This window comes from Plantactinospora endophytica, assembly GCF_016862915.1.
Lineage (GTDB): Bacteria > Actinomycetota > Actinomycetes > Mycobacteriales > Micromonosporaceae > Plantactinospora > Plantactinospora endophytica.
On the sequence record NZ_BONW01000046.1, the window covers coordinates 133,632 to 148,162 of the forward strand.

The 14,531-nt window shown below is 71.2% G+C and carries 13 protein-coding genes; 5 read left to right on the top strand and 8 right to left on the bottom strand.

Features of this window, described 5'->3' with window-relative positions; translation table 11 throughout:
* Nucleotides 1-148: 148 nt before the first annotated feature.
* From Pen02_RS38300 to hrcA, 3 genes are all read right to left on the bottom strand, one after another.
* Complete coding sequence (locus Pen02_RS38300) at nt 149-892, bottom strand: 16S rRNA (uracil(1498)-N(3))-methyltransferase (protein WP_203871095.1); 744 nt, start codon at nt 890-892, stop codon at nt 149-151.
* A gap of 59 nt (nt 893-951) precedes the next feature.
* On the bottom strand, nt 952-2,088 hold the full coding sequence (gene dnaJ, locus Pen02_RS38305; protein ID WP_203871142.1) for a molecular chaperone DnaJ: 1,137 nt from the start codon (nt 2,086-2,088) through the stop codon (nt 952-954).
* An 88-nt stretch (nt 2,089-2,176) separates the two neighbouring features.
* Nucleotides 2,177-3,196: a heat-inducible transcriptional repressor HrcA gene (gene hrcA / locus Pen02_RS38310; protein WP_203871096.1), complete on the bottom strand. Its 1,020-nt coding sequence runs from the start codon at nt 3,194-3,196 to the stop codon at nt 2,177-2,179.
* Between the two features lie 280 nt (nt 3,197-3,476).
* Between hrcA and Pen02_RS38315 the strand changes: the two genes are divergently transcribed.
* On the top strand, nt 3,477-4,205 hold the full coding sequence (locus Pen02_RS38315; RefSeq protein ID WP_203871097.1) for a DUF4870 domain-containing protein: 729 nt from the start codon (nt 3,477-3,479) through the stop codon (nt 4,203-4,205).
* Nucleotides 4,206-4,364: 159 nt separating this feature from the next.
* Here the strand turns inward: Pen02_RS38315 and hemW are convergent, their stop codons facing one another.
* Nucleotides 4,365-5,588 carry a radical SAM family heme chaperone HemW gene (gene hemW, locus Pen02_RS38320; RefSeq protein WP_203871098.1) on the bottom strand — a complete coding sequence of 408 codons (1,224 nt, stop codon included), beginning with the start codon at nt 5,586-5,588 and terminating at the stop codon, nt 4,365-4,367.
* A 17-nt stretch (nt 5,589-5,605) separates the two neighbouring features.
* On the opposite strand from hemW, the gene Pen02_RS38325 reads away from it, so the two are divergent.
* From Pen02_RS38325 to Pen02_RS38335, 3 genes are all read left to right on the top strand, one after another.
* Entirely contained in the window at nt 5,606-6,391 is a 786-nt protein-coding gene (locus Pen02_RS38325) for an enoyl-CoA hydratase family protein (protein ID WP_203871099.1), read from the top strand.
* A gap of 267 nt (nt 6,392-6,658) precedes the next feature.
* Nucleotides 6,659-7,519 (top strand): hypothetical protein, encoded by an 861-nt coding sequence (locus Pen02_RS38330; RefSeq protein WP_203871100.1) that lies wholly within the window; start codon nt 6,659-6,661, stop codon nt 7,517-7,519.
* A gap of 256 nt (nt 7,520-7,775) precedes the next feature.
* A complete protein-coding gene (locus Pen02_RS38335) occupies nt 7,776-8,678 on the top strand; it encodes a phytanoyl-CoA dioxygenase family protein (protein WP_203871101.1) in 903 nt (300 codons plus the stop codon).
* Nucleotides 8,679-9,042: 364 nt separating this feature from the next.
* On the opposite strand, the gene Pen02_RS38340 is transcribed toward Pen02_RS38335, so the two are convergent.
* The 4 genes from Pen02_RS38340 to lepA form a co-directional block, all read right to left on the bottom strand.
* Nucleotides 9,043-9,846 carry a hypothetical protein gene (locus Pen02_RS38340; protein ID WP_203871102.1) on the bottom strand — a complete coding sequence of 268 codons (804 nt, stop codon included), beginning with the start codon at nt 9,844-9,846 and terminating at the stop codon, nt 9,043-9,045.
* A 453-nt stretch (nt 9,847-10,299) separates the two neighbouring features.
* Entirely contained in the window at nt 10,300-10,587 is a 288-nt protein-coding gene (locus tag Pen02_RS38345; RefSeq protein ID WP_203871103.1) for a GlsB/YeaQ/YmgE family stress response membrane protein, read from the bottom strand.
* Between the two features lie 77 nt (nt 10,588-10,664).
* Complete coding sequence (locus Pen02_RS38350) at nt 10,665-11,258, bottom strand: NUDIX domain-containing protein (RefSeq protein WP_203871104.1); 594 nt, start codon at nt 11,256-11,258, stop codon at nt 10,665-10,667.
* Nucleotides 11,255-13,135, bottom strand: coding sequence for a translation elongation factor 4 (lepA, locus tag Pen02_RS38355; protein ID WP_203871105.1), 1,881 nt, complete (start codon nt 13,133-13,135; stop codon nt 11,255-11,257). Before lepA ends, Pen02_RS38350 begins: the two co-directional genes overlap by 4 nt.
* 320 nt (nt 13,136-13,455) lie before the next feature.
* Between lepA and Pen02_RS38360 the strand changes: the two genes are divergently transcribed.
* Nucleotides 13,456-14,439 (top strand): phosphotransferase family protein, encoded by a 984-nt coding sequence (locus Pen02_RS38360; protein ID WP_203871106.1) that lies wholly within the window; start codon nt 13,456-13,458, stop codon nt 14,437-14,439.
* Nucleotides 14,440-14,531: the final 92 nt, after the last annotated feature.

Genomic DNA, 14,531 nt, shown 5'->3' on the forward strand with positions numbered 1-14,531 from the left:
CGAGGAGACCGTGACCGGGCGACCGAGCGGGGTCGGCGTGGACGCCGAACGAGCGGGTGGCCGAGGACGCCGTCGGGCGGGCGGGTCGGTGGGAACGCCGAGGTCGACGACGATCGGGCCGGCGACCGCGTCGGCCGTCAGCCTGCGGTCACCAGCGGCCGAGCCGGGCGGAGAGGACGGCCAGCGCCGCGACCCCGGCGGTCGAGGTCCGCAGCACCTCGGGACCGAGCCGGACCGATACGGCACCGGCCGAGGTGAGGGCGGTCAGCTCGGCCGGCGACACCCCGCCCTCCGGCCCGACCACCAGCACGAGATCGCCGGAGGCGGGCAGTTCGGCGGTACCGAGTCGGGCCTCCGCCTCCTCGTGCAGCACGAAACCGGCCGCCGCCCCGGTGATCCGCCGGGCCACCGCCCGGGTCGACTCGTCCGGCGACTCCGGCGTACCGGAGACCGTCGGCAGCCAGGTCCGGCGGGACTGCTTGGCCGCCTCGCGGGCGGTCGCCACCCAGCGGTCCCGGGCCCGGGCACCCCGTTCGCCGCGCCACTGCACCACCGAGCGTTCGGCCGCCCAGGGCACGATCTCGTCCACCCCGACCTCGGTCATCGCCTGCACCGCCAGCTCGGCCCGGTCGCCCTTGGCGATCCCCTGCACCACCACGAGCCTCGGGTCGGGCGGCTCGACGTACCGCCGGGAGGTGACGGTCGCGGTCAGGGTGCCCCGGCCGACGGCGGTGACCACGGCGGCGACCGTGCCGCCCCGGCCGTCGGCGAGCAGCAGGTCCTCACCGGTACGCAGCCGCTGCACGGTCGCGGCGTGATGCCCCTCGGGACCGTCCAGAGTGACGACGTCGTCCGGGGGCAGCGACTCGACCAGGAACAGCGGCGCGCTCACGGCGAGCAGGTTAGCCGGTCGTCCGGCCGGAGTGACCCGCCGGCCGGACGACGCGCCCGTCAGGCGTGCCCGTTGAAGGCGTCGCGCATCCGGGAGAAGAAGCCGCCCTGCTTGGTCAGCTCGGCCACCTCCTCGCCCCGGGTCTTGGCGAACTCGCGCAGCATCCGCTCCTGCTCGGCGTCGAGCTTCGTCGGGGTGCGTACGTCGAGGTGGACGTAGAGGTCGCCCCGGCCGGTACCGCGCAGGTGCGGCACGCCCCGGGCGCGCAACCGCAGCGTCGAGCCCGGCTGGGTGCCCGGCTTGACGTCGACCGGCTCCTCGCTGTCCAGCGTCTTGATGGTCAGCCGGGTACCGAGCGCGGCGGCGGTCATCGGCACGGTGACCCGGCAGTGCAGGTCGTCGCCCTTGCGGGAGTAGACGTCGTGCGGCCGCTCGTGGATCTCGACGTAGAGGTCGCCGGCCGTACCGCCGCCGGGGCCGACCTCGCCCTGCTGGGCCAGCCGGATCCGCATGCCGTCCTCGACCCCGGCCGGGATCTTGACGGTCAGCGAACGGCGGGTGCGTACCCGGCCGTCGCCGGCACAGGTCGGGCAGGCGTGCGGGATGACGGTGCCGTACCCCTGGCAGACGGTGCACGGCCGGGACGAGACGACCTGGCCGAGGAAGGTGCGCTGCACCGACTGCACCTCGCCGCGCCCGCCGCACGCCTCGCAGGTCGCCAGGTGGGTTCCGGGTGCCGTGCCGGCGCCGGAGCAGGTGGTGCAGAGCACGGCGGTGTCCACCGCGATCGGCGCCTCCACCCCGAACGCCGTCTCCGGCAGGTCGAGTTCGAGCCGCAGGATCGCGTCCGCACCCGGCCGGGTGCGCGGACGCGGGCCCCGCGAGCCGCCCGCCGCGCCGAAGAAGGCGTCCATGATGTCCTGGAAGCCGACGAACGGACCGCCGGCACCACCCGGGCCGGCACCCGGCCCGCCGCCGGGGGCGAGCGGATCACCGCCCAGGTCGACGATCTGCCGCTTCTGGTCGTCCGAGAGGACCTCGTACGCGGCGTTGATGTCCTTGAACTTCTCGTGTGCCTCCGGATCCGGATTCACGTCCGGGTGGTACTGCCGCGCCAGCTTGCGGTAGGCACGCTTGATGTCGTCGTCGGAGGCGTCCCGGCTGACGCCGAGAATCCCGTAGTAGTCCTTGGCCACTGCGTTCCGTGTCCTCATGTCTGTCTCGCGTTACCGTCCGCCGGTCGTCATCAGGGGTGAGCTCGGTGGTCGCTGCCGTGTTCGGTGGTCACTGCGCCAGCACGTCACCGACGTAGCGTGCCACGGCCCGCACCGTGGCGATGGTGCCCGGGTAGTCCATCCGGGTCGGACCCAGCACGCCAAGTCCGCCGACGATGGTCGTACCCGGACCGTATCCGGTGCTGACCACCGAGGTGGCCCGAAGATTGTCGATCTCGTTCTCGTCGCCGATCCGCACCTGGAGGGTGTTCGGCTCCACCTCGCCGATCAGCTTGAGCAGGATGACCTCCTCCTCGAGCGCCTCGAGGATCGGTCGCAGCGAGCCCTGGAAGTCGAGCAGCCCGCCCCGGGTCAGGTTGGCGGTGCCGGCCAGCGCGATGCGCTCCTCGTGCCGCTCGACCAGGGTCTCCAGCAGCACCGTGGCCAGCGTGGTCATCGCCGGGCAGAGCCCGGGGGTCACCTCGTCGACCAGTGCCTGCACCAGCGGCGGGGTGTCGGCCAGCTTCTTGCCGCCGAGCCGCTCGTTGACCAGCCGGCGCAGGTCGGTGACGTCGTCCGCGCTGATCGGGGTGGGCAGCTCGACCAGCCGCTGTTCCACCCGACCGGTGTCGGCGATCATGACGAGCATCAGCCGGGTGGTGGAGATCGGCACCAGTTCGAGGTGCCGGACCGAGGAACGGGCCAGGCTCGGGTACTGCACCACGGCCACCTGCCGGGTGAGCTGGGCCAGCAGCCGGACCGTACGGTGCACCACGTCGTCGAGGTCCACCGCACCGATCATGAAGCGTTCGATCGCCCGGCGTTCGGCCGGAGTCAGTGGCTTGACCCGGGAGAGCCGGTCCACGAAGAGTCGGTAGCCGCGGTCGGTGGGCACCCGGCCGGCACTGGTGTGCGGCTGCCGGATGTAGCCCTCCTCCTCCAGCACGGCCATGTCGTTGCGGACGGTGGCCGGGGAGACCCCGAGCTGGTGCCGCTCGACCAGGGCCTTGCTGCCGACCGGTTCCTGGGTGGCGACGTAGTCCTCCACGATCGCGCGCAGCACGTCGAGCTTGCGGTCGTCGAGACCCATCCTCACCTCCCTGCGACGTCCCGGCCCCGGCTGGGCGAAACGACCGGGGCGACCACGACGGTCGGGCCACGGCTTGCCCTGGCACTCGACTGTAGCGAGTGCCAGTCTACGACCATGGCCTGCCCGGCGCGATGATCGTTTGGATGGGCTATCCGAACCCGGACAACAGGCTTGCCAGCACACCCTACCCCGGTGGGCCTAGCAGGTACGGTCGGCCATTGTCCAGATTCAATCGCGGGGCGGCTGGCGCCGGTTGAGCCGGAGTCCTACCGTGACCTCCATGACTGAACCGCCTCGCCCTCCCGGAGAATACGGCGGTCCGCCCCCGGACCCGACCGCCCCGATGTATCCGGGCCAATACTCGACGCCAGGCGAGGGGTACCCCCCGCCCGCCGCACCTCAGTACGGTGCGCCCGGCACGCCCCCGCCGACCTCCGGCGGCGGCACGTACCCGACCTCGGGCGGCGGGACGTACCCGACGTCCGGCGGTGGGACCTATCCGACCTCCGGTGGCGGGTATCCCCCGCCCGGTGGTTACCCGCCGCCCGGCGGCTACCCCCCGCCCGGAGGCGGCTACCCGCCGCCCGGACAGCCCCCGGGCGGGTACCCCGGTGCCGGCTACCCGCCGCCGGGCGGTTATCCCCCGCCGGGCAACCCGTACGGCGCCCCGGCGCCGGTCGGCTACGCCAACAGTGACGAGAAGACCTGGGCCCTGATCGCCCACTTCGGCGGCATCGTGGTGGGCTTCATCGCCGGCCTGGTGGCGCTGCTGGCCAAGGGCAACGAGTCGCCGACCGTACGCGCGCACGCCGTCGAGGCGCTCAACTTCCAGATCACCTGGGGCATCATCTCGATCGTCTCGCTCATCGTCGGGACGTGCACGCTGGTGCTGTTCTTCCTGCCGCTGATCGCCTGGGTGGTGATGCTGGTCTTCTCGATCATCGCCGGCATGAAGGCGAACGAGGGCGTGCTGTACCGCTACCCGATGACCATCCGGATGGTCAAGTAGCTCCGGACGACACCGCAGCGATGGCCCGTGCCGGCTCCGGCGCGGGCCATCGCGCTGTCCGGGCCCGACTCCCGCTCGCCCCGGGCCGCCAGCTCGGCCCGCATGGACAGGACCGGACAGGAGACGACTGGACGGGAGCACCGGGCGGGACGGTGCGGGTCAGGGCAGCAGGTCCCGGACCACCGCGTCGGCCAGCAGTCGCCCGCGCAGGGTGAGCACGGCCTGGCCGGCGTCGTACGCCGATGCGTCCAGCAGGCCGGTGTCCCGGGCCCGGGCCGCACCCGCGCGGCCCGCCTCGTCGAGCGTGGCCAGCGGCAGCCCGCTGGCGAGCCGGAGCCGGAGCAGCACGTCCTCGGTCCGCCGCTCCTCGGCCGAGAGCACCTCCCGGGCCTGCCCCGGGGACTGCCCGGCACCGAGCCGGGCCGCATAGCTCGACGGGTGCTTGACGTTCCACCAGCGGACCCCGCCGACGTGGCTGTGCGCGCCGGGCCCGAGCCCCCACCAGTCGCCGCCGGTCCAGTAGAGCAGGTTGTGCCGACAGGCCGAGGCGGGCGTCCGGGCCCAGTTGGAAACCTCGTACCAGGAGAAACCCGCGTCGGACAGGGCCGCCTCCGCCGCCAGGTAGCGGTCCGCCGCGACGTCGTCGTCCGGGTACGCCAGCTCGCCGCGCCGCATCCGGGCGGCCATCCGGGTGCCGTCCTCGACGATCAGGGCGTACGCGCTGACGTGGTCGACCCCGGCGTCGAGTACCGCCTGGAGCGACGCCGCGAAGTCCTCCGCCCGCTCCCCCGGCGTCCCGTAGATCAGGTCGAGGTTGACGTGGTCGAAGCCGACGTCCCGGGCCTCGCGGGCGGCGTCGGTGGCCCGGCCGGGCCGGTGCCGGCGGTCGAGGATCGCCAGCACCCCGGGGGCGACCGACTGCATGCCCAGCGAGAGCCGGGTATAGCCGGCGGCCCGCAGTTGCGTGAGCGACTCCGGGTTCACCGACTCCGGATTGGCCTCGGTGGTGACCTCGGCGTCGCCGGCCAGTCCCCAGGTCCGGTCAATGCCGTCGAGGATCCGGGCGAGGTCGTCCGGTGGCAGCAGGGTCGGCGTACCGCCGCCGACGAAGACGGTGTCGACCCGGGCCAGCGGCCGGTCCCCCAGCACCCGGGCGGCCAGCGCGAGCTCGGCGAGCACCTGGTCGGCGTACCCGTCCCGGTCGGTCGTCCCGCCGAGTTCGGTCGCGGTGTACGTGTTGAAGTCGCAGTAGCCGCACCGGCTGGCGCAGAACGGCACGTGGACGTAGACGCCGAAGCCGCGCTGACCGGCCCTGGCCAGGGCGGCGTCGGGCAGCGCCCCGTCGACGGGTACGGGCTCGCCCGCTGGGAGCTCTCCAGGCATACGACTAGTGTGCCGGCATGACCTCAGCCCCTGATCCGCTCGTCCGGGTCTCTACCACGCACGGAGTGACAACTCTCACGCTGGACAGCCCGCACAACCGGAACGCGCTCTCCAGCACGCTGCTCCGCCAACTGCTCGACGCGCTGGCCGCTGCGGCGACGGACGACGACGTCCGGGTGGTGGTGCTGTCGCACACCGGGCCGGTCTTCAGTTCCGGTGCCGACCTGAAGGAGACGGCGGCGGCGTACCGCGAGGGCACGGTGCCGGTGGCGATGCTGGGTGACGTGCTCGCGGCGATCTGGGAGTGTCCGAAACCGGTGGTGGCCCGGATCGGCGGGCCGGCCCGGGCCGGCGGCCTCGGTCTGGTCGCGGCGGCCGACGTGGCGATCTGCGCCCAGGAGGCGACCTTCGCGTTCACCGAGGTACGCCTCGGGGTGATTCCGGCGGTGATCTCGGCGACCGTGCTGCCCCGACTGCAACCACGGGCCGCCGCCGAGCTGTATCTGACCGGGGACACCTTCGACGGGCGTCGGGCGGCCGAGATCGGCCTGGTCACCACGGTCACCTCGACGGAGGCGCTGGACGAGACGGTCGCCTCGTACTGCCTGGCGCTGGTCCGGGGCGCACCCGGCGCGCTGGCCGGCGCCAAGGAACTGCTCCGGCGTGCTCCGGCGACGGACTTCCGGGCGAACCTGGCCGAGCTGCGCGACCTGTCGGTGCGGTACTTCCACTCGGAGGAGGGTCGGGAGGGCGTCGCGGCGTTCGGTGAGAAACGGCCCGCCCGGTGGGTACCCGGAAGCTGACCGGCCGGGCCGGTGGCCGGTAGCCGGTGGCCGGTCTCCGGCGCTGTCCGGGCGGGCGGCGGCGCCGGTTTCGACCGGGGCGACACCCGCGCCGGCCAGGTGACGCCTGGCGGGTGATCCGGCCGGGTGAGCATGGCGGGTGATCCGGTCGGGTGGCGCCTGGCGGGTGGTCCGGTCGGGGTGACGGGTCGCGCGGGGTGGGCCGGCTGCGGGCGGTCCGGAATTATGGGCAGCCGAAGTAGGCTGTGTCCCACTATCGAGCAGGGGGTGGCGGTGCAGACTCGGGCCATCGTGGCGGCGGGCCTGGTGCTCGCGGCGGCTGCCGGTTTCGGCATCTACCTGGGTGCCCGCGAACTCGGACACACCCTGCCGATACCCAGCGCCTCGCGCGGCTGCGTGGTCGAGGCCGACGGCCGGGTCGCGCTGAACGCCGAGCAGATGGCGAACGCCGCGACCATCGCCGCCGTCGGAATCCGGCGCAAGATGCCGGAGCGGGCGGTGGTGGTGGCCCTGGCCACCGCGTTCCAGGAGTCCCGGCTGCGCAACCTGCCGGACGGCGACCGGGACTCGATCGGGCTGTTCCAGCAGCGGCCGAGCCAGGGCTGGGGCAAGCCGGAGCAGATCCGCGATCCGCGCTACGCGGCCACGAAGTTCTACAACGCGCTGAAGAAGGTCCGTGGCTGGGAGCAGATGGAGGTGACGGTCGCGGCACAGCGGGTGCAGAAGTCGGCCTTCCCCAACGCCTACCAGCAGTGGGCGGACGAGTCCGAGGTGTTGACCCGGGCGCTGCTGGGCAACGCCACCGGGGCGGTCGCCTGCACGGTGGGCCGGGAGCCGGCGATGCGCGGCACCGCGGCGGCGGCGGCACTCACCGCCGGGTTGAAGCTGGACTGGGGCAAGCTGGAGACGTCGGTTCCGGCCGAGTTGACCGGTCTGGCGGTACCGACGACTGATCCGCAGGCCGGTTGGCGTTACGCGCACTGGCTGGTGTCGCACGCCGACGACCACGGGGTGAAGACGGTGCGCTTCGGCGACCTGCAGTGGACGGCGGACGGTGGCACCTGGGCGCCGGTCAAGGGCGCGGCGGCGACGCCGCACCAGGTGGTCGCCGAGGTCTTCGCGGACTGACCGACGGGGCGGTGTTCCTGTTGCACGATCCGGCGTCCGCTAACCCGCAGTGATTGCACAAACGGTCAAACCTGCCCCGATGCCCTCATTCTTCGAGGGATCTATCGCGCTGCGTCAGGTCGCGGCTGCCCTGCGTACCTCCGGGTGATCCGGGCCGGCATCCGGGCCGAGCGCCGGGGCGTGGATCTTGCGGAGGGGGTTACGATCGGCAGCCTGTGTGCTCAGAAAGAGTTTCACCCTATGGGGAGGGGACGCGGTGTTCGACTACGGCGGCCGGACCGGATACGAACCGATCAGTGACACGGATCGCAAGGAGTTCCACGAGCAGGGCTTCATGTTGCTCCGCAACGTCCTGACCGAGGACCACCGGGCGGCCCTGGAAGCGGCGGTCGACCGGGTGTACGCCGAGGAGAAGGCGGCCGGCAACACCACCAAGGACGGCACGCTGCACCTGCTGGGCTTCCTCGAGCGGGACGAGCTCTTCGGCGAGCTGCTGACCCACCCGATCGCGTTCCCCTACATGTGGGGCCTCGCCGGGTGGAACATCTACACCCACCACAACCACCTGGACGTCACGCCGCCGGCACTCGAACCGGAGAAGCCGTACTGGGGCTGGCACCAGGACGGCTACCGGCAGAACTCGGACCCGGAGACGATGGATCCGAACCTGCCCCGGCCGATGTTCTCGCTCAAGGTCGCGTACGTGCTCTCCGACCTGTCGGAGAAGGGCCGGGGTGCCACCAAGGTCATCCCGGGCAGCCACCTGTGGAACTCGCTGCCGCGTCCGGCCGACCTGACGGTGCACAACCCCGACCCCGAGGGCACCGTCGAGATCACCGCCAACCCCGGCGACGCGTTCATCTTCGACCGGCGGCAGTGGCACTCCCGGTCCACCAACCTCTCGAACATCACCCGGAAGATGCTCTTCGTCGGCTACACCTACCGGTGGATCCGGCCGCTGGACGAGCTGCACCCGGACAAGGACGGGCAGTGGTACAAGAACCGGACCCCGGTGCAGCGCCAGTTGCTCGGTGAGGGTACCCACACCGCCAACTACTGGGGCATCAACTGGAACGGGTACGTCGACGACGAGATCCCGCTGCGCAAGGAGCTGAAGGAGCGCGGTCTGCTCGACCGCAGTATCCCCTGGCTGCGCTGACCTGACGACGACAGCGGCGGCTCCGCCCGATCCGGATGGGTCGGCGGGGCCGCCGCGTCATTCCGGTTGAAAAGGCATGCCACCTTCACCAGCGCTGCCTTCTCACGGTCCCGCCAGGATGACGTTCGGTCGATAGAGTCACTCTGTGACCGTGGGTAATTTCCCGGTCGCATCGGCAGTTCTGCCGATACGAGGAAAGTGACGGCCCACACACTCCTACGGTAGGTGCGGGCCGACCTCGCACTTTAAGGTCGGACGCAATCGACCGGGCGGCGACTATTCGACTTCGCCAAGCGTGGGGAACGCGACGGAATCGGCGGACCATTCACGTTGGACCCGGTGTCGGGCCCACCGTTCGGTCGGCCTAGGCCAGCCGTCCGGACATCCGGTAGACGTCCACGAGAAGGCCCCACAACTCGTTGTTCAAGGGCTGACCCTCGTCGTTGGTGAGCCGGTGCGCCGGACACTTCATGGTCGGACTGGACAGCTCGACACCGTGCGGCGCGACGCTGCCGAACCGGATCTTCTGCTGCCCCGCCGGGCCGACCGCCCGGAGCTTGTCCGGCCCAATCCGGAAGGCGCCCCGGACGATGTCGGCGACGGTGAACCTCGGGTGCTGGATCTCCGTCGGGTCGCCCGTCAACTGCCGCATCCGGGCCACCTCCTGCTGGTCGTGCAGGACGGAGAGGCTGGCCAGCATGGAGGTGCTGTCCCGTAGGGTCCGCTCCAGCGCCTCCCCGGACAGGCCCAGGGTCTGCCGGCCGTACGTCAGCGCGGACTCCAGGCAGATCAACGCCTCCAGCAGGGCGAGGCTGATGTTGCGCTTGAACTTGTGCCGCAGCGACGCGGCCAACTCCTCGGCGCCGGCGTCCGGCGGCGGCACGAGCTGGTCCTCCCAGACGACGGCGGCCCGGTGCTCGGCCACCACCGCGACGGCCTGGCCCAGCACCGGCGCCGGACGGTCGAACAGGTCGTCTACCAGGTCCCGGAAAAGCAGGTCGAGCCTTTCCAGATTGCCGACGAGATCGCGCCCCGGTGCGGTACGACGCAATTCCCTCAACCCGTCGGAAGCCCGCAGTGCCTGGAACCACTCTTCGACCAGGGGGGTGTACGCCTCAAGGTACAACGCGACCTTGGGGTGCCGATCCGAAAGCTGGTGAGGTGACACCCTGACGCTTCCTGGGAGAGAGCCCTTAGACACTTACAGAGCGTAACATGGGGAGATCATCTGAGCAAATGTGAATGACGATCACAACTGTACGTGACGCTGTCTAGTCGATCACGACAGTCGATCGTACGACCGTGGTGAATTTAGCGGTTCACGGCTTTCGGCGCCAGACCCGAGCTGCTTGCCTCCCGGCCCACCCGACACCGGAGTCGGCGACTCGACAATCCGCTGCGGAATGGCGCCGATCGAGGTGGTCGACCAGCTCGACGATCCGGGCCGGGAAGTCGCCGGTTCGACGATCCGGGCACGTCCCCAGTTCGCCGATCGGGGCAGGTCTCCGGTTCGACGATCCGGGCCGGGAACGTCCACGGTTCGACGGTCCGGGCCGGAATACGCCAGCAGGGGCGCCAGCCGAGGTCGGCCGACGCCCCTTGCTACCGGGGAGCGGGGTGCTCAGTACCGGCTGACTCGGCGACGACGGCCGACTCCGGCCACCAGGGCCACGGCGACCGCAGCCAGTGCGACCTGGATCAACAGTTCCATCCAGTCGATGCCGGCCGTCTCGGTCGCGATGCCGGCGGCCCGGGCGATGACCGTGCCGAGCAGCGCGGCACCGACACCGATCAGCATCGTCAGCCAGATCGGCATGTCCTGGCGGCCCGGTACGACCAGACGGCCGAGGGCGCCGATGATGAGACCGACGATAAGCGCGGTGATGATACCCCAGACGGTGAGTTCCACGGCCGTCCTCCTTCGGATCTGTCACACGTTGTTGTGGTGACTGCTAGGTTCCCGAAGGCTCGGAAGCTCAAACCGACCTAGATACGCAGACGTCGCGCCGCCTCCCGAACCGCCGCATCCATCGTGGCGAAGGCCAGCGGGGGCGGATCCACCAGGGAGAACCAGTTCAGCTCGGCAGACTCCGCCGGGTCGAGCACGATCTCCGGGTCGTCCAGGGTGGCCAGGAAGAAGTGGTCGAGCACCGGAAGAACCTCGTCCTGGAACTCGTAACTGCCGACGTACATACCGATGTGCTCGCCAAGGGTGATCGAGACGCCCAGTTCCTCCCGAGCCTCCCGTACCGCGGCCTCGGCCGGGTGCTCCCAGCCGTCACAGAAGCCACCCGGGGTCTCCCAGCGGCCGATCATCGGCTCCGCCGCCCGGCGCAGTGCCAGGAAGCGCGGCTCCGGCTGGCCCGAGACCTGTCCCGGAGCGCGGTCCAGGAACTCACTCGGACCGCTGCCCGGGAGCTGGCTCGGAGTGCTGTCCAGGACGAAGAGCCCGACCGTGGGGCGGGCGTTGACGAATAGCTGGTAGCGGCAGCCGGCGCAGGTGGTCGGGGCCGGGCCGGGCAGCGGTGCCGCGCACCGGGGGCAGAAGGAGGCGCCGGGGCCGTACCCCCGGGGTGTCACTTCTTGCCGCCGCCCTTGCCGTCGCCGGAGTCGCCGGTGGAGAGGGCGGCGATGAAGGCCTCCTGGGGTACCTCGACCCGGCCCACCATCTTCATCCGCTTCTTCCCCTCCTTCTGCTTCTCCAGCAGCTTCCGCTTCCGGCTGATGTCACCGCCGTAGCACTTGGCCAGCACGTCCTTGCGGATCGCCCGGATGGTCTCCCGGGCGATCACCCGGTTGCCGATCGCCGCCTGGATCGGCACCTCGAACTGCTGCCGGGGGATCAGCTTCTGCAACTTCGCCGCGATGTTGACGCCGTAGTTGTACGCCTTGTCCTTGTGCACGATCGCGCTGAACGCGTCCACCGGCTCGCCGTTGAGCAGGATGTCGACCTTGACCAGGTCGGACCGCTGCTCGCCGGAGGGCTCGTAGTCCAGCGAGGCGTAGCCCTTGGTGCGGCTCTTGAGCTGGTCGAAGAAGTCGAAAATGATCTCGGCGAGCGGGAGTGTGTAGCGCAACTCGACCCGGTCGGCGGAGAGGTAGTCCATGCCCTGCAACGACCCGCGCCGCCCCTGACAGAGCTCCATCACCGCGCCGACGTAGTCGTTCGGGGTGAGCACGGTGGCCCGGACCACCGGCTCGTACACCTCGGCGACCTTGCCGGTCGGGTACTCGCTCGGGTTGGTCACCGTGACCTCGTCGCCGTCCTCCATGGCCACCCGGTAGACCACGTTGGGTGCCGTCGAGATCAGGTCGAGGTTGAACTCGCGCTCCAGCCGCTCACCGATGATCTCCAGGTGCAGCAGGCCGAGGAAGCCGCAGCGGAAGCCGAAGCCGAGCGCGGCCGAGGTCTCCGGCTCGTAGTTGAGCGCCGCGTCGTTGAGTTTCAGCTTGTCGAGCGCGTCCCGCAGCGCCGGATAGTCCGATCCGTCGATCGGGTAGAGGCCGGAGTAGACCATCGGCTTCGGGTCCTTGTAGCCGCCGAGCGCCTCGGACGCCGGCCGGGCGTTGATGGTGACGGTGTCACCGACCCGCGACTGCCGGACGTCCTTCACACCGGTGATCAGATAGCCCACCTCGCCGACCCCGAGCGCACCGGCCTTCTGCATCTCCGGGGAGATCACGCCGAGTTCCAGCAGCTCGTGCACTGCCCCGGTGGACATCATCTTGATCTTGTCGCGTGCCTCGATCCGGCCGTCGATCACCCGGACGTACGTCACCACGCCCCGGTACACGTCGTAGACCGAGTCGAAGATCATCGCTCGGGCCGGGCTGCCCGCCTCGCCGACCGGCGGGGTGAACTGCCGGACGATCTCGTCGAGCAGGTGCGCCACCCCCTCGCCGGTCTTGCCGGAGACCCGGATGCAGTCGGCCGGATCCCCACCGATCAGGTGCGCCAACTCCTCGGCGTACTTGTCCGGCTGGGCCGCCGGCAGGTCGATCTTGTTGAGCACCGGGATGACGTGCAGGTCGTTCTCGAGCGCCAGATAGAGGTTGGCCAGCGTCTGCGCCTCGATGCCCTGGGCCGCGTCGACCAGCAGGATCGCCCCTTCGCAGGCGGCGAGCGAGCGGGACACCTCGTAGGTGAAGTCCACGTGCCCAGGCGTGTCGATCATGTTCAGCACGGCCTCTTCGCCCTGCTGGTCGCCCTCGCGCACGGTCCACGGCATGCGGACCGCCTGGCTCTTGATCGTGATGCCGCGCTCCCGCTCGATGTCCATCCGGTCGAGGTACTGGGCACGCATCTGCCGGGGGTCGACCACGCCGGTGAGCTGCAACATCCGGTCGGCCAGCGTCGACTTGCCGTGGTCGATGTGGGCGATGATGCAGAAGTTCCTGATGCGACCGGGGTCGGTGGCACCAGGGGAGTTCGCGCCGGAGTCGGGCGTCGGTGGCACGGCGGTCCGTTCTGCTTGGCTGACGACGATGGGCTTTCTATGTTCCCATGCCGCCCGGGAGTGCCCGGCCGAGGCCGCCGGATCACCGCCGCGAGTTCCGTCACCACCCCGGGGCGGCCCGAGGTGGCGGCATTCCGCAGGCCCCGGGTGCCAGCACGCAAACGCCCCGGGTGCCAGCACGCAAACGCCCCGATGTCAGCATCCGCACGCGCCGGGTCGCGGGCACGCGTACGTCCAGGTCGGCGACGGACCGGCCGACGCGGCCGGCGGCGCGGCGGCGAAATCCCGGCGACATGGCCGGACCAGGGCAGACTTGGGACATGGCCGCCATCTCGGTACCGCCCCGACCGTACGACGCGACGGCCGTACGCCCGGGCTGGGCCGATCTGCCCGCCGACCTGCGGGCCGCGATCGGCGCCCGGCTCGGTGCCCGGGTCAACTGGGCGAGCACCGCCGGCGGCGGGTTCACCCGGGGCTTCGCCGGGGTGTTGCAGACGGTGGCCGGGGACCGGGTCTTCGTCAAGGCCGCCTCGCTGGTCGACCAGCGACACCTGAGCGACTGGTACGCCCGGGAGGCGGCGATCACCGCCGTGCTGCCGGCCGGGCTCGCCGTCGCCCGCCCCCGCTGGACGCTCACCGCCGCCGGGTACCACGTGATCTGCCTGGACGCCATCGACGGCCGGATGCCCGGGCTGCCCTGGCTGGCGGGCGAACTGACGGCGACGTTGACCGCGTACGCGACCGTCGCGGCGGCGCTCCGGGAGCCGCCGGCGGAGTTGGTCGCGCTGGGCGTACCCCGGCTCGCCGATCTTGCCCGGGCGGACCTGGCCTGGTGGGCCGAGCTGGTCACCGGCCGCGAGACCCTGCCGGACATGCCGGCGGTGGCCCGGCACCGGCTGCCCGAGCTGGCCGCGCTGGAGGCCCGGCTTCCCGGGTACGTCGACCGCCCGTCGATGATCCACGGAGACCTGCGGGTGGACAACGTGCTGCTGGACCCGGCCGGCGCCGCCTGGCTCTGCGACTGGACGTGGCTGTGTTACGGGGCGCCCTGGTTCGACCTCGCCGGCCTGCTCGTCACCGCGTACGCCAGCGGGCTGGACGCCGACGAGCTGTTCCACACCCATCCGGCGGCGTACGACGCCCCGGCCGACGGGCTTGACGCCGCCCTCGCCGCACTCTCCGGATACTGGCTCGTACGCGCCGCCGCCGGCCCGGGCACCGCCTCCCCGCACATCCGGGCGCACCAGCGCTGGAGCGGGGAGACCGCGCTGACCTGGCTGGCCGAGCGGCAGGGATGGCAATGAGCTGTTTTGGCCCCGGCGGGGCCTACCTGGTAACGTGGCTCTTCGCGCGTGCCGACGCGGCTGCACTTTGCTGTGCGTCGTCGCCCGCGCGT

What these genes read in the sequence shown, in the direction of transcription:
- hrcA (WP_203871096.1), bottom strand. Translation starts at nt 3,196, where the DNA reads ATGGGTCTCGACGACCGCAAGCTCGACGTGCTGCGCGCGATCGTGGAG.
- Pen02_RS38315 (WP_203871097.1), top strand. Translation starts at nt 3,477, where the DNA reads ATGACTGAACCGCCTCGCCCTCCCGGAGAATACGGCGGTCCGCCCCCG.
- hemW (WP_203871098.1), bottom strand. Translation starts at nt 5,588, where the DNA reads ATGCCTGGAGAGCTCCCAGCGGGCGAGCCCGTACCCGTCGACGGGGCG.
- Pen02_RS38325 (WP_203871099.1), top strand. Translation starts at nt 5,606, where the DNA reads ATGACCTCAGCCCCTGATCCGCTCGTCCGGGTCTCTACCACGCACGGA.
- Pen02_RS38360 (WP_203871106.1), top strand. Translation starts at nt 13,456, where the DNA reads ATGGCCGCCATCTCGGTACCGCCCCGACCGTACGACGCGACGGCCGTA.